At 71.4% G+C, this 17,790-nt stretch carries 13 protein-coding genes; 2 read left to right on the plus strand and 11 right to left on the minus strand.

The features are described from left to right. Nucleotides 1-88: 88 nt before the first annotated feature. Nucleotides 89-661, plus strand: a complete 573-nt coding sequence (locus EDD30_RS01525; RefSeq protein WP_170047410.1) for a GAF domain-containing protein — start codon at nt 89-91, stop codon at nt 659-661. Nucleotides 662-772: 111 nt separating this feature from the next. Here the strand turns inward: EDD30_RS01525 and EDD30_RS01530 are convergent, their stop codons facing one another. The 10 genes from EDD30_RS01530 to EDD30_RS01575 all read right to left on the minus strand — a co-directional run bounded on the left by EDD30_RS01530 (nt 773) and on the right by EDD30_RS01575 (nt 13,759). After that, a complete protein-coding gene (locus tag EDD30_RS01530; RefSeq protein ID WP_071806808.1) occupies nt 773-2,851 on the minus strand; it encodes a PhoX family protein in 2,079 nt (692 codons plus the stop codon). Nucleotides 2,852-2,930: 79 nt separating this feature from the next. Beyond that, nucleotides 2,931-3,860, minus strand: coding sequence for an FAD-dependent oxidoreductase (locus EDD30_RS01535; RefSeq protein WP_071806807.1), 930 nt, complete (start codon nt 3,858-3,860; stop codon nt 2,931-2,933). 115 nt (nt 3,861-3,975) lie between these two features. Beyond that, a complete protein-coding gene (locus tag EDD30_RS01540) occupies nt 3,976-4,707 on the minus strand; it encodes a hypothetical protein (protein WP_071806806.1) in 732 nt (243 codons plus the stop codon). A 99-nt stretch (nt 4,708-4,806) separates the two neighbouring features. Continuing rightward, nucleotides 4,807-6,915 carry a glycogen debranching protein GlgX gene (gene glgX, locus EDD30_RS01545; protein ID WP_071806805.1) on the minus strand — a complete coding sequence of 703 codons (2,109 nt, stop codon included), beginning with the start codon at nt 6,913-6,915 and terminating at the stop codon, nt 4,807-4,809. A gap of 83 nt (nt 6,916-6,998) precedes the next feature. Continuing rightward, nucleotides 6,999-8,738, minus strand: coding sequence for a selenocysteine-specific translation elongation factor (gene selB, locus EDD30_RS01550; protein WP_071806804.1), 1,740 nt, complete (start codon nt 8,736-8,738; stop codon nt 6,999-7,001). A 2-nt stretch (nt 8,739-8,740) separates the two neighbouring features. Further along, the gene (selA, locus tag EDD30_RS01555; protein WP_123678013.1) at nt 8,741-10,069 is read right to left on the minus strand and encodes an L-seryl-tRNA(Sec) selenium transferase; all 1,329 of its coding nucleotides are present in this window, start codon (nt 10,067-10,069) and stop codon (nt 8,741-8,743) included. A 45-nt stretch (nt 10,070-10,114) separates the two neighbouring features. Further along, nucleotides 10,115-10,606 carry a hypothetical protein gene (locus tag EDD30_RS01560; protein ID WP_148088107.1) on the minus strand — a complete coding sequence of 164 codons (492 nt, stop codon included), beginning with the start codon at nt 10,604-10,606 and terminating at the stop codon, nt 10,115-10,117. A 98-nt stretch (nt 10,607-10,704) separates the two neighbouring features. Next, on the minus strand, nt 10,705-11,364 hold the full coding sequence (locus tag EDD30_RS01565; RefSeq protein WP_143163090.1) for a hypothetical protein: 660 nt from the start codon (nt 11,362-11,364) through the stop codon (nt 10,705-10,707). A 646-nt stretch (nt 11,365-12,010) separates the two neighbouring features. Continuing rightward, nucleotides 12,011-12,403: a hypothetical protein gene (locus EDD30_RS01570; protein WP_071810333.1), complete on the minus strand. Its 393-nt coding sequence runs from the start codon at nt 12,401-12,403 to the stop codon at nt 12,011-12,013. 105 nt (nt 12,404-12,508) lie between these two features. Continuing rightward, complete coding sequence (locus EDD30_RS01575) at nt 12,509-13,759, minus strand: IS256 family transposase (protein ID WP_394328335.1); 1,251 nt, start codon at nt 13,757-13,759, stop codon at nt 12,509-12,511. Nucleotides 13,760-14,174: 415 nt separating this feature from the next. Between EDD30_RS01575 and EDD30_RS01580 the strand changes: the two genes are divergently transcribed. After that, the gene (locus tag EDD30_RS01580) at nt 14,175-14,609 is read left to right on the plus strand and encodes a hypothetical protein (RefSeq protein WP_071810331.1); all 435 of its coding nucleotides are present in this window, start codon (nt 14,175-14,177) and stop codon (nt 14,607-14,609) included. 37 nt (nt 14,610-14,646) lie between these two features. Here the strand turns inward: EDD30_RS01580 and EDD30_RS01585 are convergent, their stop codons facing one another. Next, nucleotides 14,647-17,676: a tetratricopeptide repeat protein gene (locus EDD30_RS01585; RefSeq protein ID WP_123678014.1), complete on the minus strand. Its 3,030-nt coding sequence runs from the start codon at nt 17,674-17,676 to the stop codon at nt 14,647-14,649. Nucleotides 17,677-17,790 lie beyond the last annotated feature (114 nt).

The following is a 17,790-nucleotide window of genomic DNA, read 5'->3' on the forward strand; positions in this document are numbered from 1 at the left end:
ATTCGGGTGAACGGCGTAGAAAGATCCTCCGGCTACGCGGCAGGATGCATTCCAGGCCGGTTCACTGCTTCGGGAAGGGATGCGCCACATGAGCCCGGATGAGGAAAGCGGATCCGCGGACGCACTGTCCCGGGTGCACCTACTGCTGGGTGCGGCGGCCGCCGCACCGTCCGATGCGGACATGCTGGAACTCGGACTGAGCCAGGCCATCGCCGCCACCGGCGCCGGCAGTGCGGTGCTCGGCACCCTGCGGGACCGCAGCACGCTCGACCTGGCAATGGTCACCGAGGGCGGCGGACGCATCAGCCGGTGCGGCGCCCTCCGGGTGGGACCGCGGTATCCGCTGACCGACGCGATCGCCCGGGAGCGGCCGGTCTGGCTGTCGTCGGCGGCCGAGATCGCCGCCGCGTACCCGACCGCCGGCGGCCTGTGGGGACGCGCCTTCGCCGCCGTGCCGGTGATGGTCCGCGGCGTCCCGATGGGTGCGATCGGCGTCATTCACGACGAAGGCGGGCACCTCTTCACCGCCGCGCAACGCACCTGCCTGCGGGCCGTGGCGGACATCTGTGCCCTCGTCATGGCGTACCGACAGGCCGTCGGAGTCGACCGGCCGATGCCACCCCTGGGCCATCGGTACGCCGCCCATGAGGCCGGCCGCTGACGACCTGGAGAGTCCGAGGTCGCCGGTGTGGGCCGGGCCGTCTCCAGCCCGGCCCACACCGGCGGCCTGCTGCCGGGCCGGGCCGTCTCCAGCCCCGCCTGCACCGGCCTGTCAGCTCCCGACCGGGCCGCCGTCGAGGCGCCAGGTCACCACCACCGCCGGCTTGGCGAAGTCGCCGTCGGGCCAGGTGGAGGCGGGCTTCTCCAGCGACGCGCCGGAGATCTCGCCGGGGTGTTGCACCGCGACGAAGACCGAGCGGTCGTCGCCGGTGATGAACGGCCCGCAGGTCTCCGCGCCGATCGGCACGGTGAGGAACTGCTTGAGATGGCCGCGCTCGGGACCCTCGATCGCGGTGGCGAACAGACCGTCGTTGCTGCCCAGCGCATTGCCATCGGTGGAGATCCACAGGTTGCCGGCGCTGTCGAAGGCGACGTTGTCCGGGCACGAGATCGGCGAGACCGCCCCCTTGTCGTAGCCCGCGAAGTAGGTCGACGGGTCGGCCGGGTCGCCGCAGACGATCGGCAGCGACCAGGTGAAACTGTCCCCGGTGTGGTCGCCGCCGTCCTCGACCAGCTCGAAGATCTGGCCGTGCTTGTTCGCCGCCCGCGGGTTCGCCTCGTCCACACCCGGATAGGTGCCGACCGCCCGGTTGGTGTTGTTGGTCAGCGCCGCATAGATCTTTCCGGTGACCAGGCTCGGCTGGACGTCCTCGGGGCGGTCCATCTTGGTCGCGCCGACCGCGTCCCCGGCAAGGCGGGCGTACGTGAGGACCTCCACGACGCTCATGCCCGGGACGTGCGACCGCTGGCCGGAGGCGAGCTTGATCCAGCGGCCGGTACCGTCGAAGGCGCCGTCGGACGGCAACTTGCCCGTCCCGTCGATCTCCGCCGGAGGGCTGTCACCGGTCAACTTGGCCACATACAAGGTGCCGGACTCCAGCAGCATCAGGTTGTGCCGGCGGTTACCCGGAATGAACCTCTTCGCCGAGACGAACTTGTACAGATAATCGAAACGCTCGTCATCACCCATGTACGCCACCACGTGACCGCTCTTGGCCACGATCACGTTGGCGCCCTCGTGCTTGAACCGGCCCATCGCCGTGTGCTTACGCGGCCGCGACCGCGGATCGTGCGGATCCACCTCGACGATCCAGCCGAACCGGTGCGCCTCGTTCGGGTGCTTCGCCAGGTCGAACCGCTCCTGCGCCCGCTCCCACCGCCGCGACCCGCTGGGATACCGCGCCGTGATCGAGATGCCGTACCGGGCAAGCTTCGGCTTCAGCGCCTCCGGGGCCTGATCACCGCCGACGAAGTACTGGTTGAAATTCTCCTCACCCGACAACACCGTGCCCCACGGCGTGACACCACCGGCACAGTTGTTGAGCGTACCGATCGCGGTCCGCCCCTTCGGGTCCGCCGCGGTCCGCAGCAGCGACGACCCGGCGGCCGGGCCGGTGAAGTCGAACGGCGTGCGCAGGGCGGTGATGCGGCGGTTGTACGGCAGCCGGTTGCCGCGCACAGGGCGCCACTCGCCGGTGCGGCCCACCCGCTCGATCTCCACGACGGACAGGCCGTGCGCGGCCATGGCGGTCTGGATCTGGCCGGTGGTCATCGCCTCGAGGGTGGTGAAGCCGGGGAACATCAGCTCCTCGTTGGTGTACTCGTGGTTCACCACGAGCAGCGCCCGCCGCCCGTCCCGACCCACCGGCAGCACCCCGACGAAGTCGTTGTTGTAGCCGAACTGCGCAGCCTGCCGGTCGGCGGTCTGCCGATGCACGTCCAGCGGGGGCGCGCCGGGAAGGACCGGGTCGCCCCACCGGATCACCACGGCGGAGTCGTAGCCGTGGGGCACGATCACCGCGTCGAGCGTGTTGGGCGGGATCGGGACGAAGGTCAGCTCGCCGCCCGCGGAGGGAGGAGCGGCGGCCGCGGGACCGGTCGCGGCCTGCGCGGGCCGGGCCGGAGCCGACCCGGCGCCGAAGCCGAGCACCAGAGCGCCGGCCGCACCGAGCCGGACGAGGCCCCGCCGGGTCATCCCGGCACGGACCAGGTCGCCGAGGTAAGGGTTGGCGGAGGTGTTGGGAACCGGATGGTCGCAGGCGTTGCCGCACCGGTGGAGGCACGTCATGGGGTCGCGGCCGGAGTGGGTGGACAGCAGCGGCATCGGCTTGGGCCTCGGTGGTCCGGACATCACCCTCAGAGCTCCTCGCAGATCGACTGCGGCGAGTCTAAGCGGGACTCTGTGTAAACGAAAGGTTAACGCTCGGCAATCAAGTTGCCAGCGAGGCGACCTCGTCCGCGCAGCCCCAGGACAGGGTCATGCCGGCGCCGCCGTGGCCGTACGCGTGCACGACGGTCCCGCCGGACATCTTCTCGACCTCGACCCGCGGTCCGCCGCGCCGGGCCGGGCGCAGGCCCACCTTCTCCCCCACCACCGGTGCGCCCGCGAGCTCCGGCACGAGCGTCAGGCATCGCTCGACGATCGCGGCGCGGGTCGCCGGATCGGGGGTGGTGTTCCAACTGTTCTCGTCGAAGGTGCCGCCCAGCACGACGTCGCGGGTGCGCGGGTGCACGTACGTGCTGGGCCGGGTCAGGTCGCGCACCGAGACGAAGACGCCCGGGTTGGCGACCAGCACGATCTGCCCGCGGACCGGGTACACGTCGGGGTCGCCGCAGAGCGAGCCGGCGGCCAGGCCCGTGGCGTTGACGATCACCGGCGCCTCCGCGAGGGCCTCCTCCAGCCGGTCGACCCGGCGGCGCACCACCCGCCCGCCGGCACGCTCGAACCGCTGCCGCAACCACGGCAGGTAGACGTCCATCTCGACCGCCGGGGCGTCGAAGCGCACCTCGCGGGTCCACGGCGGATCGGCCGGCAGGTAGCGCACCCGGCCGGCGGCCGGCGCCCACCACGGCTCGCCGGTCGCGCCGTCGCGCTCGAGGTTGCGGGTCTCGCGGACCATCACCCCGGGCACGCCGTCGCGGGCCTGGCGGCGGAAGTGCGCGTACGTCGCCGCGGCCCAGGCGAGCACCCGGGGCTCGAAGGTGAGCCCGGTCGGATACCAGGACGCCGCGGCGACCGCGGAGACCGTGTCCGCGGGCGCGTCCGGACTCCAGAGTGTCACGTCAAGGCCGCGCTCGCGCAGCCGCATCGCCGCCGTCATCCCGATGATCCCGCCGCCCACCACGATGACATCCGCCATCCCGTCATCCTGCGCCATGACCGGTCGCCGGGTGCGTGACAGTCGGGTTGGCGACCGACACGCGGACTCGCCCGGCCACGAGGGCCGGGCGAGTCCGCGGGGGGATGGGATGACGTCAGTTGGCCTTGAGCAGGATCCGGCCGGTCTGTGCGGCGCAGCTGCCCCACTTGTTGGAGTTCGTGATCTTGAGAACGTACGCCCGCTTCAGGTCCAGCCCGCTGAAGTTCAGGGCCCGCGCCTTGGTCCAGGCGGCACCGGTGGCGGTGTTGGTGGCGATGACCTTGTTGTCGACGATCCGGATGAGCTGGGCGGTGCTGGTGAAGCTCATCTTCGGGTTGGCCGTGTCGTCGGCCTGCGCCCCGCCGGTCGGGCCGCCCAGGTAACCCTTCCACTGCGGCGCGGTGTAGGTGAACGTCGCCTTGGTGCCGTCGCCTGTGCGGACCGCCTTCGCCTTGATCACCGTCGTCGGGGCGAGCGACTTCTCCGTGACGGAGATGCTGCTGCCCTGGCCCTCGGCGTCCCGCGACGCGACCGTGATCTTGTAGCGGGAGCACTTGTCCGGGGTGGCGACCGTCACCTGGTGGGTGCCGCCGGCGTTCAGCGGCTGGGTCGCGGCGACGACGTAGGACCAGTTGGTGGCGCCGTCGGTAACGCTGATCCGGTAGTTGGTGGCTCCGGCGACCGGCTTCCAGTACACCAGGGTCTGCGCGGCGTTCTGGGCCGAGCGCACGTTCCGCAGGCCCATCGGCGTGCCGGGGATGGTCGCGGCAGCCGAGGCCGGATGCGGGGCCACCAGGACGGCCGTCACGGCCACCCCTAGGACGGCGGCCAGGCGTGCCAGCTTCATCTGCTCATTCCTTCCCATCGTGTTCCGAGGTGAGAAACGATGCCAGCAGACTCTCAAGGCCACCGCAAGACGACGTCCACGTTGCCGCAAAGGTGACTCTCAGTAGCTGCAGCGCAGGACGACCATGGTGTGGCCGCCGACCTCCAGGGCTCCCGCCGCCCGGACCGACCGGCGGCGGCCGGCCAGCAGCGGGTCGGCCGTGTCGATCACCTTCTCCCAGGTCCGGCCGTAGTCGCGGGGCGGCGCCAGGAAGGTGACCCGCGCCGGCAGCGGATTGAACAGCACCAGGAACGAGTCGTCGATGATCGGCTCGCCGAGGGCGTCGCGTTCCGGGATGCCGTGACCGTTGAGGAAGACGGTCATCGTCATGCCGGACTGCGCCGTCCAGTCCTGCGGCGTCATCGGCTCGCCGTCGCGGCGCAGCCAGGCGATGTCCGGCAGCTTGGACTCACCCGCCGGTCCGCCGGTGAAGAACCGCCGGCGGCGGAAGATCGGGTGCTCGGCGCGCAGCTTCGTCAGGCTCCGGGTGAACAGGGTCAGCACGTCGTGGTGCCGGGCGTCGGCCCAGTCGATCCAGCTCAGCTCGTTGTCCTGGGCGTACACGTTGTTGTTGCCGTGCTGGGTGCGGCCGAGCTCGTCGCCGTGGGCGATCATCGGTACGCCCTGCGACAGCAACAGCGTGGCGAGGAAGTTCCGTTTCTGCCGCTCGCGCAGCGCGATGATCTCCGGGTCGTCGGCCGGGCCCTCGACGCCGCAGTTCCAGGAGCGGTTGTGGCTCTCGCCGTCGCGGTTGTCCTCGCCGTTGGCCTCGTTGTGCTTGCCGTTGTACGAGACCAGGTCGGTCAGCGTGAAGCCGTCGTGCGCGGTGACGAAGTTGATCGAGGCGATGGGGCGGCGGCCGTCGATCTCGTACAGGTCCGACGAGCCGGTGAAGCGCGACGCGAACTCGCCGAGGCTGGCAGGTTCGCCGCGCCAGAAGTCGCGGACGCTGTCGCGGTACTTGCCGTTCCACTCGGTCCACAGCGGCGGGAAGCCGCCGACCTGATAGCCGCCGTCGCCGACGTCCCACGGCTCGGCGATCAGCTTGACCTGGCTCACCACCGGATCCTGGTTGACCAGGTCGAAGAAGGCGGCGAGGCGGTCGACCTCGTGGAACTCGCGGGCCAGCGCCGCGGCCAGGTCGAAGCGGAAGCCGTCGACGTGCATCTCGGTCACCCAGTAGCGCAACGAGTCCATGATCAACCGCAGCGACTCGTGGTGGCGCACGTTGAGGCTGTTCCCGGTCCCGGTCGTGTCGTAGTAGTACTGCTTGTCGCCGTCCACGAGCCGGTAGTACGCCGGGTTGTCGATGCCCCGGAACGACAGGGTGGGGCCGAGGTGGTTGCCCTCCGCGGTGTGGTTGTAGACGACATCCAGGATCACCTCGATGCCGGCCGCGTGCAGCGCCTTGACCATCGACTTGAACTCCTGGACCTGCCCGCCCCGACCGCCGAACGAGGCGTAGTCGTTGTGCGGGGCGAAGAAGCCGATGGTGTTGTAACCCCAGTAGTTGCTCAGCCCACGCTCGACCAGCCCGCTGTCGTGCACGAACTGGTGCACCGGCATCAGCTCGACGGCGGTCACCCCCAGCCGCTGGATGTGCTTGATCATCTCGGGGTGGGCCAGGCCCGAGTAGGTGCCCCGGACGTCACCGGGAATCCGCGGGTTGCGCATCGTCATGCCCTTGACGTGCGCCTCGTAGATGACCGTCTGATGGAACGGGATCCGCAGCGGCCGGTCGTTGGCCCAGTCGAAGTACGGGTTCACCACCACCGAGCGCATCGCGTACGGAGCGGAGTCGGCGTCGTTGTACGAGCTCGGATCGCCGAAGTGGTACGAGAACAGCGCGTTGTCCCACTCGTGCTGCCCCTCGATCGCCTTCGCGTACGGGTCGAGCAGCAGCTTGTGGGGGTTGCACCGCACACCCCGCGACGGGTCGTACGGGCCGTGCACCCGGTAGCCGTACCGCTGCCCGGGCACGATCCGCGGCAGGTATCCGTGCCACACCAGCGCCTCACGCTCGGGCAGCTCGATGCGGGTCTCGACGCCGTCGTCGTCGAACAGGCACAGCTCGACGCGCTCGGCGACCTCGGAGAAGAGCGCGAAGTTGGTGCCGCCGCCGTCGTAGGTGGCTCCGAGTGGATAGGGATTGCCCGGCCAGATCCTCATGCGATCGTCCCCTCGACGGCGCTCAGCGTGCCGGTGGCGGTCATGGCACGCACCTACCCCGGCCGAATCCGCACCAACCCCGCTCAGGCGACCGTACGGCGGTCGTCGCTCAGCCGGTGGGTCGCGCCGGTGCGGTCGAGCAGGCCGAGCAGCGGCACCGCCACCCGCCGGGTCGTGTCCAGCGCCCGGCGGGCCTCGCTGAGGGTGAACGGCTGGGTGAGGCCGGCCAGCACGCCCACCGCCCGCTCCGGCGCGTCCGCGGGCAGCACCACGTTCTCCGCGAGGCGGACCACCAGACCGGCCCGTACCGCCGCGGCGAGCTGCCGCGTCCCGAGCCCCAGCTCGGCCAGCCGGTAGGTCTCCGGCGCCGCGAACGGCCGAGCGGCGTCGAAGGCCTGCTCCACCGCGGCGACCAGCTCGGCCGGCACGCCGGTGGTTCCGGCCGAGACCCGCCCCGACCGCAGCACGAGCGGGGGCGCCACCAGTGCCTCCACCAGCGACCGCTCCGGCAGGCCGAGCCGGTGCCGCAACGCCTCCAGCGGCGCCCCGGGTTCGAGCGGACGGTCCACGGCGTAGGCGCCGACCTCCTCGGCGAGCCGCTCCCGCAGCCGGGCCCAGTGCTCCGGGTCCGCGAACCAAGCGCCCGCCACCGGTTCGCCGTCCGGCGGGACCCCCATCCGCTCCAGGTCGTCGCGGCGGACCAGACCCCGGCGCCGCAGCTCGCCCGCGAGGTCCGCCACGCCGTCCATCCCGGACAGCGTGACCGCCCGGGCCGCGGCCGCACCCCGCCGCCGCAGAGCCGGGGGTACGACGTCGAGCACGGTCACCCCGCCCGCGACGTGGTGGCGGCCGGGGTCTCGCAGCAGCACCCGGTCGCCGACGCGCAAGGGCACGCGCCGGGCCAGCCGCAGACGTGCCGTGTCCGCGCCGAGGGGACGTACCCGTGCCGGCACCGCGGCCGACCCCGCATGCAGCGTGAGCGAGCCCGGCAGCTCGGCCACCGGATCGCCGTGAACCCGCACGTCGACGAGGTCGGTGAGCACGAAACGCCCCGGCGCCAGCAACGCGGCCCCGCGTGCGACCTCGTCCCTGGCCACCCCGCGCAGGTTGACGGCGACCCGGGCCGTGCCGCGGACCGCCGCGACCGGCTCGCCCAGGCACTGCAGGCCCCGCACCCGCACCGGCCGTCCGGCTCCGGTCAGCTCCAGCTCGTCACCGGTACGCAGCTCGCCCGCGCCGAGCGTCCCGGTCACCACCGTGCCCGCGCCCCGGATGGTGAAGGCCCGGTCGACCCACAGGCGTACGGGCTCCTCCGGCGGCGCGGGCAGCCCGAGGACGAGCCGGCCGAGCGCGGCCCGCAGCTCGGTCATGCCCGTCCCGGCCACCGCGCTGACGGCGACCGCCTCGACCGCACCCAGCGAGGTCGCGGCGATCCGCGCGGCGACCGCGTGCAGTGCCGGCCCCGGATCGGCGAGGTCGGCGCGCGAGACGACCAGCAACCCGTGGCGTACCCCGAGGGCGTCGAGCGCCGCCAGATGCTCCGCGGATTGCGGCATCCAGCCCTCGTCGGCGGCCACGACGACCATCGCGGCCGGCACCGGCCCCACCCCGGCCAGCATGGTGGGCACGAACCGCTCGTGGCCGGGGACGTCGACGAACGCGACGGTGCCGCCCGGGTCCAGGGTGGTCCAGGCGTACCCGAGGTCGATCGTCATGCCGCGGCGGCGTTCCTCGGCCAGGCGATCGGGTTCCATCCCGGTCAAGGCACGGACCAGCGTCGACTTGCCGTGATCGACGTGCCCGGCGGTCGCGACGACGTGCATCGTCACTCCGCCGCCGGCAGTGTGGACGCTTGCGCCGCGGCGGAGACCGCGGCGACGACAGCCGCGTCCTCTCCGGCCGGTACGCAGCGCAGATCGAGCAGCAGCCGGCCGCGCGCGACCCGCCCCACGACCGGTGGCTCCCCCAGACGCAGGGGCTGGGCGTAACCCTCGGGCAGCGCCAGGGCCCACGACGGCAGTTCCAGCTCCGGCGCGCCGCCCCCGCCCACCACGGCCACCGACGTGACGACCTCGGCGTGCACCCCGGCGGCGGCGAGGGTGGCGGCGGCGTGCTCCGTGCGTACCCGAAGGTCGTCGATGTCTGTCCGCAGAGCCTGCCAGGTCGGCGTCTCCGGACCCGTCACGGTCGCGTGCAATGCGGCGAGGGTGAGCTTGTCCACCCGCAGTGCCCGCGCGAGTGGATGCCGCCGCAGCCGCTTCACCAGCGAGGCCTCCCCCAGCAGCAGCCCGGCCTGCGGACCGCCGAGCAGCTTGTCGCCGCTGGCGATGACGAGATCGGCGCCCTGCCCCAGGGTGGTGGCCGCGTCCGGCTCGTCCGGCAGCAGCGGATCGGGACCGAGCAGTCCCGAACCGATGTCGGCGACGACCGGGACGCCGAACCCGGTCAGCCGCTCCACCGGCACGGCCCGGGTGAACCCGCGCACGACGAAGTTGGACGGGTGCACCTTGAGCACGAACCCCGTCTCCGGCCCGACCGCGACGGCGTAGTCGTCGACGGACGTGCGGTTCGTGGTGCCGACCTCGCGCAGCTTGGCGCCGGTGGAGACGAGCAGGTCCGGCAGCCGGAACCCGTCGCCGATCTCGACCAGCTCCCCGCGGCTGACGACGATCTCCCGCCCGGCGGCCAGCACGGTGGCGGCCAGCACCAGCGCGGCGGCACCGTTGTTGACCACGTGCACACCGCCTGCGGCGGGCACCGCGGCGGCGAGCGCGGCGAGCGCGTCTCGGCCCCGCGGGGCCCGCCGGCCGGTGCCGAGATCGAGCTCGACGTCGGTGTGCCCGGCGGCGGCGGCCACGGCCCGGACGGCGGCGGCCGACAGCGCGGCGCGGCCGAGATTCGTGTGCAGGACGACCCCGCTGGCGTTGATGACGCGACGCAGGCCACCGGGCGCCGCCGGGAGCGCGGCGACAGCGACGGCGACGACGTCTCCGGGATCGATGTCCCCGGCCCGCGCCCGCCCCTGAGCGGCGACGACGGCGGCCTTGACCGGGGCCCGCCCGAGCCGTTCCGCGGCGGCGACGAGGCGGGGATCGCCGAGCACGGCGTCGGTCCGCGGGATCCGCCGCCGCGGGTCCGCCGGCGTCTGCCCCACAGCGCTCCTCCTCCGCGGCCGATGCAGCAGAACCAACCTACCGGATCAGGCCTTGTGGACGAGGGTTGCGCCGGTCCAGAAGTCCTCCAGGACGGCGGTGACGGACCAGCGCTGTGCCGCGCAAGAGTAGCCGGGCACCTGCAACCCCGTCACCTTGAGCGGCAACCTGGCGATGCCTGCGACGGTACCGTCGTCGCTGATCGGATAGTCGTCGACCTCCGTGGCGGTCGCGGACCTGTGGATGGTGATCGTCGACTCGCCTCGTGTGCAGACGATGTCCACGTCGGCGGTCGCCTTGACGGAGATCGAGGTGACGCCACTCTCCAACGCCACCTCCACCTCCTGGAAGACGACGGTGGCGACGGCGCCGTCCCAGTCGGCATCGGTGGCCTCCGGCACGAAGCGCGCACCGGCCGCCGATGCGGCGCCGGAGCCGCCGGCCAGGAGCGCCGCGAGGATTGCCGTGGTGGTGACGGCGACCGCGGCGAATCTCGCCATTCTCCGCCGCCACGCCCGCAGTGACACCGGTGTGCTCACAATGGATAGCATGCTGGCCCCTCGACTGACACATTTGTCGTCTCGACGCGCGATTGGTGCCGGGACACGCCTCGGCACCAATCGCCGCTCTTCGCCTGTCAGACCGGCTCGAATTCCACCGGAACCTCGTTGCCGTTCTGATCCCTGGCGCCGCCGGAGGCTCCGTTGACGACCGTGAAGTCCTTGGTCTCTCCGTCAAGTTCCAGTCTCAGCGTTTCGAAACCGACGCGGAGGGTGGAAACGTTCCTCAACGCGGCCGCGGAGACCCTGAAGCTGATATCGATGTTGACATCGATCAGCTCTTCACGGTGGAACGTCTCCTTCAGGACGCTCTGACTGGTGTCCTGCTTGAATTTGAACACCCACGCGCTCCAGCCGGACGATGACGGGAGGTTGTAGACCTGCCACAGGCTCTCGAAATTGTGGGTCCGGAGCCTACCCTGGATGCGTCCTTCGAGGTCGAAGCCCTGGGACTCGATTCTGATGCTCCGGAAGGTGCTGAAGCCGTGGAACGCCGTGACGGTGTCGGCGCTCGCCAGCCCTCCGGTGGGGTTCCCGACCTCGACGCCCGGAAGAATGAGATTGAGCGGGCCATGGACGACGTCGATCGCCGCCGAATTCGACGAGCCGGCGACGGCGGCCGGGCTGGCGGCAGCCTGAGTGCCACCCGCGGCCAAGGCCATGACACCGGCGGCGATTGCCACTGCGGCCCGGGCGCGGATTCTCCATGCACGACTGCGCATGTCCACCTCTTTCATGTCCGGTGTGTAGGCAGACCTACCGGGGACCCTGTTCCCGCACCACGGAATGCACAGTGGAGCACAAAGGTCCGACCAGATAGGACATTGCCATCGATCAATGTGACTGTAGAGGAGGCGCCGACGGGTGGCCAGGCGTTCCGCAAGCGATATCCGACAGATCACCGCGCCATCACATAACCCGATCTTTCGAATGTTCGTATTCGGCGAGATCGCAGGCGACGGTCGCTGGGACCTCGCCGGCTTCGCCCACGTGACGATGCCTGCGGAGTAGCACGTCGCGGCGCTCCGCACAGTCCACGACAAGTGGCAGTCCCAAGGTTGGGAGATCAACGACTACCGGACCCTGCCCGACGGTGTTCGCGGCACTTAGTTGTACCGCGTCGTCTCGGGGTGGTTTCCGGCTCGCAGCGTCCGGTCGAAGTCCCGCAGCTACTCAAAGCAGGCGGGTGAGGCCGTGACAGACCTTGCCCAGATCGCGCAGAGCAATTGTCAATACCTGTGGATAAGTGATCTTGGTGGGTCTCGAACACTCGCCTGTCCGTACTGGGCTTGCCGGTGGCCCAGTCGGTGACCTACCGGTTGTCGGGGGTGTGCCACGACCCGGTAATGGCCATGGTCTGGCGGCATGCGGGACATCCGAAGCTCACCTTTGGTATATGTGCGCTGCCCAGTCATCTGGCGTGCGGTGATAGACGAGATCGAGTCCGACGATCCACATGTGGGTCCACTGTTGGTTGACTCTGGCGACGGCTTCCTCGCGAGGCACCGCGAATCGGGCCACCAACTCATCCACGATCTCCGCGCAGAAGTCGGCGGCTTCGGCGTCTCCTGCACACCGAAACTGGCCATGCGGGCGGAGGACTGACCGGTGCACCAGGAATTCGCGATCGAACCGCTGGTCTCCGATCTGGTAGGTGGCCGGGCGAGATCGGATCTTGTCACGTCGGTCCGCGTCGCTGAGACGGTACGCCGCGATGAACCGGTCGAGGTAGGGCCTGGGTCCGATGGAGACGTAACCGCGCCGTTCAAGATCCATAGTGAGCGTGTCCCGCCTCGTGCAGGGTGCTGGCCATGTACTCGAACACGAGCGCTTGGGCGTCGGGCAGTTCGGCAGTGGTGGCGGCCAGCGGCCGGGTGGCGGTCACGCCGCCCTGCCATGCGGGGTGGCCGGTTGTGGACGTTCGACGAGCTTGCCGCCTTCGAAGTGGGCGCCGGCGCGGACCAGGGCGACGAGGTGGGGTGCGTTGACGGCACGCCAGCGGGCCTGTGCGGCCTCGATGAGTTTGTACGCCATGGCGAGGCCGGCGGCCTTCGACCCGGGTCCTTCGGTGACCTTCGTGCGATGACGGACGGTGGCGAAGGTCGACTCGATCGGGTTGGTGGTGCGTAGGTGCACCCAGTGTTCAGCCGGGTAGTCGTAGAAGCGCAGTAGCTCGTCCAGGTCGTCGGTGAGCTTGGCGACGGCCTTGGCGAACTTGGCGCCGTATGCGAGCTTGAATGCGGCGACGGCGCGGCGGGCGTGCTCGCGGTCCTCGGCGTTCCAGATTTCGGCGAGAGCTTTCTTGGCGGCGGGGTGGGCCGATTTGGGTAGCGCGGCCAGAATGTTGGCGATCTTGTAGAACCAGCAGCGTTGCTCCTTCGTCTCGGGGAACACCTCGCGCAGCGCGCCCCAGAAGCCGAGCGCGCCGTCACCGACGGCCAGTACCGGGGCGCGCATGCCGCGGCGCTTGCAGTCGCGTAGCAGGTCGGCCCACGACTCGGTCGCCTCGCGGTAGCCGTCGGTCAGCGCGACGAGCTGCTTGGTGCCGTCGACCCGCACGCCGATCATCACGAGCAGGCACAATTTCGACTGCTCGAGTCGCACGTTGAGGTGGATGCCGTCAGCCCACAGATACACGTAGTCCGCACCGGACAGATCACGGTCTGCGAAGGCGCGGGCCTCGTCCTGCCATTGCACGGTCAACCGGGTGATCGTCGCCGCGGACAGGCCCGCATCCGTGTCGAGGAAGCCTTCCAACGCGGGGCCGAAGTCCTTGCTGGACAGACCGTGCAGGTACAGCAGCGGCAGCACCTCGGTGATCTTCGGCGACTTGCGGCACCACGCCGGCAGGATCAGCGAGGCGAACCGGAGCCGTTCGCCCGTCGTCTCGTCGACGCGCTTGTCATTGACCCGCGGCGCGACCACCTCGACCGCCCCGGCCGCCGTGAGTACCTGCCGCGGCTGCGCATGGCCGTTGCGCACGACCAGCCGCCGACCCCGCTCGTCCAGTTCGCCGACATGCGCGGCGATGTACGCGGCGACCTCGGCCTCCAACGCGGCGGCCAGCATCCGCCGCGCTCCATCCCGCACGATCTCGTCGATCAACGACCCACCAGACGATCCGGCCGCCATCGGAGCGACGTCGGCCACCGACGATGTCAGGTCCGCTGGCGTCGGCTCGCTGTCAGTGACTACGGTAAGCATCGGCGTACCCTTCCCAACCCGCGCTAACAACGCGGGCCTACTCGATTCCCTGGACTGGACTCGTCGGGAGGGTACGCCTCCCAACGCTCATCCACAGGTTCCGAGCATTGCTCGATCGCGCACGGCTGACCTCACTCCCCCGCAGCGCCGACAGGCCCTTCCGGTGCACTCCTTGACGAGCTGCCACACGCTGACTCACGACTTGAGGAACGCGTGGATCACGGGGAGAGGGTCAGCGGGGCTGCCATTTGAGCCGGACTTGACGGCGCCATGACGTCGCCGCCGAACCTCGTGGGCAGTCGCCGCCACTGCAGGCGGCGCAATGGCGGAAGGAGAATCCCCCGTGAACAAGGGCAACAGTAGGCACCGCCGGATCGGCTCGGCGATCGCCCTCCTGCTGGCGATGCTGGGAGGACTGCTCATGGCACCCACGGTAGGGGAGGCGGCGAGCGTGACCACCGTCCCGGCGGAGGAGGTGTACGTCGAGGTGGCGGCGGTCGACGCCGCACCGCCGACGCTTACCCTGCGCAACCTCAAACGGCGGGCCGAGAACGCCCTGGGCAGGTCGGTGCCGGCGAGCGACCTGTCGATCACTGTGGACGGCGGGCGTGGCGTCCCCAGCTACGCCATGGTGCATCTCATCGACGGGCCGAGCCTCGACCTCACGCTCGACGAGCTGACCAGTGGAACGTGGCCCAGCCAGGTCCAGATCATCATCAAGGTCAAGTGCAATGACTGCCAGGTTACGGTCAACCCACCGCCGCCGCCGCCCGAATAGCACCAACCCATCCATGATCCAGGCGTTCCCCACGTTGCTAGAAGGACGTGGGGGACGCCTGGATCACGGGTGTCGCGACGCCGATCTCCCGCATCGCGGCGGCGTACCGGGCGAGCGCTCGCCGTGCCTCGCCGTGCCGGCCGTCGTCCGTGAGCACACCGACGAGGGTGCGGTGCGCGCGCTCGTCGTACGGCTCGACCTCGAGGATCCGCCGCAGGTAGCGCACCGCCTCGTCGAGTTCGCCGCGCCCGCGGCGGAGATCGGCCATCGCGCGCAGGACATCCAGGCGCACCGCCCGGGCGTGTTCCCGCAGCGGCCGCGCCCAGTCGTCGTACGGTTCGTCGTCGTAGACGTCGCCGGTATACCGCCGGTCCGCGGCGGCGAGCGCGATCTGGGCGTCGTCGCCCGCGCCGTCAGCGAGCAGCCGGAGGCCGTCGGCCGCGTCCCGGAGAAACGCCTCGACATCGATATCCAGCCGGTCGAGGCTCACCCGCAGGTTCGCCAGGGCCGCGGCGATGAAGTGGTCCGATGGAGCGCAGCGGCGCGGGTCGAGCACGCCGCGCGCGGTGGACAGCGCCACCGCCAGCCGGTGTCCGACGCCCGGATCGCCGGCCGCCTCCCCCCACAGCAGCTCGATCAGCTCCTCCCGGGGCACCGGCCGGCCACGGCGGGCGATCAGAATACGCAGCAGGTCACGAGCCTTGCGGGACTTCCAGGTCGACGCCGGCACCGGCTCGCCGTCGATGAGCACCGTGAACCCGCCGAGGACGCGGATCCGCACGGCGGCCGGTTCGCCCACGACGGGCGGGGACGGCGGGGGAAGCATGACGCCCGCGGCGGTGAGCCGGGTGGTGGCCAGCCGGGCGGCCAGCCGGTCCTCGGCGCGCGTCCCGGGCAGTGCCGCCAGCGCAATGCTCACCCGGCCGGCGTCCAGTACCGCGTCCCCGCTCCGCCAGATGGCCAGCGCCTCCGCGAGCGCCTGCCGGGCCTCATGCGGGTCGCTGGCGGCCGCGCGTAGCTCCAAAGCCTCGGCCAGCCCGGTGTGATCGCGGTGGCACCGCGCGGAGTCGGCGGCGGCCATTGACTGCCGTTGCACGTAGCACCGATCACCGGACCGCAGCGCGACCCAGCCGGCGGCGAGGAGCGCCGCGGTGCGTTGCGGCCCGACCGCAACGCCGAGCGCCCGCGCCGCGATCTCGGCCGCGGCCGCCGGATCACCGTCGATCACCCGCGCCAACCCCGCCAATCCGGGGACCAGGCTCTGCCTGTTGCCGTCCCGGGTCGCCGCCCGCACCGCCTCCTCGTACGCAGCCCGCGCCTCGCTGTGCCGCCCACGCTGCCGGTGGATGTCGCCGAGGCCGTTGAGCGGGTACGCGACCTTGTCGGAGCCGATCCGTTGGTAGAGCTCGACCGACCGCCGGTGCCGCCCGACCGCGTCGTCGAGGTGGCCGAGCCGATGCAGCAGGGCGGCCTCGTTGCACAGCGACATCGCGAGCATGCTCGCATGGCCGCAGCGCTCGGCGAGCGCCACCGCCGGGCGTACCATCTGCAGGGCTTCCGGGAAGCGGGCCTCGCGTTCCAGTCCGGCGGCGAGGTTAGCGCGGATCCGGATCGCCTGTACGACGTCGCCCGCCGCCTCGGCCAGATCCAGCGCCCGCGCGTAGTGGGTCCGTAGCGCCACCGGATCGCCATCCAGGTTCGCACACAGCGCCAAGGCCACGTGGGCGGTGGCCAGCGCCCGGTCGTCGCGGGCCGCGGCGGCGGCGCGGTGCGCCCGTACGGCCCGGTCCCGGCAGGATGCCGTGTCGCCGGCCAGCCAGTGAGCCGCGGCCGTCCAGGCCAGCAGCAGCGCCTCGTCCGCGGTGTCCTCTCGGGCGAGGGCGCCGCGCCGCAGGATGTCGAGTGCTTGGCGCGGATCGCCCCACAGGTAGACGGCGACGCCGTACCGCCAGGCGATGGCCGGCGGGAGCCGTTCGGCGTCACCGGCGAGCACGGCGTACGCCGCCACCGCACCGGCTGAATCACCGATGATCTCCAGGCCCTCGGCGAGCAGCAACTCGATCCGGTGGTCGCGAAACCTCGGTGGCAGGGCGCGTACGGCGGTGACCACCTCGGTGGCTGCCCCACCAGCGAGCAGCTCCGTGCCGTATGCGGCCACGATGGACGCGCACCCGGCGTGGTCGTCGGCGGCGAGTCGTAGCCGCAACGCCTCGGCCGGGCGGTTGTTACGGCCATGCCAGTCGGCGGCGACGGCCAGCACCCGCGCGGACCGGCTGGCCGGCCGCCTCCCGCCCACACCCACCACCGCGGCGACCATCGGCACCGGGCGGTACCACGGGTGGCCCGGGGTCGGGGACGTGACCAGGCCGACCCGGGCGAGCTCCCCGACCGCCTGCCCGGGCCGCGGGTAGCCGAGCTCGGCGGCGAGCTCGGCACAGATATACCCGAGCAGGGCGGCGTCGGCGAGCAGCCGGCGTCCGGCCGCGGGCAGCACGTCCAGGACCTCCGCGGCGAGGTACCCGGCGACCGGCGTGCCCGGTACGGCGAGCGTCTCCTCGCTCGGGCCACCGGCATCAGCAAGCGCAGGATCGGCCGCGAGGGCCGCGCCCAGGTGGTGGGTGAGCACCGGCCAGCCGCAGGTCAGCCGGTGCACCCGCGCGGCGAGGTCCCGGTCGGCCAGGCCGTAGCGGCGACGCAACAGCCGGGCCGTGCGCTCCGGCGTCAAGGCGAGCCGGGCCGGCCCCACCTCGACGGCCACATCGGGAAACGACCTCAGCACAGCACCGGGTACCGGACTGCGGGTGACCAGGATCAGGCGGGAACCCGCCTTCAGCGCCGGCGCCAGCCACGCCGCCAGCGCGCCGGCGGACGCCAGGTGCAGGTCGTCCACCACCGTGACCCGATCGCCGTCGCCCGTGGCCGCCTCGCCGGCGAGGTCGGCGCCGCTGTGCCAGGTGGCTGCGGTGTCGCCGAGCCACGCGCGTACCGCACGGGTCTTGCCGTAGCCGGCGGCGGCCAGGACGATCGTGACCCGGCCGGCGAACGGGTTGGTCGCCAGAGCGGGCATGGTTGCCTCCCGGGTGGTCCGGCGCCGCGGCGGCCGGTTTGAAGCTGGTTTGATCCCGCTATGACGGGCGCGGCCATCCTGTCGACAAAGGCTCGCCGCCGCCGCCGGGCAGGC

Origin of the sequence: Couchioplanes caeruleus (genome assembly GCF_003751945.1) — a bacterium.
Classification (GTDB): Bacteria; Actinomycetota; Actinomycetes; order Mycobacteriales; family Micromonosporaceae; genus Actinoplanes; species Actinoplanes caeruleus.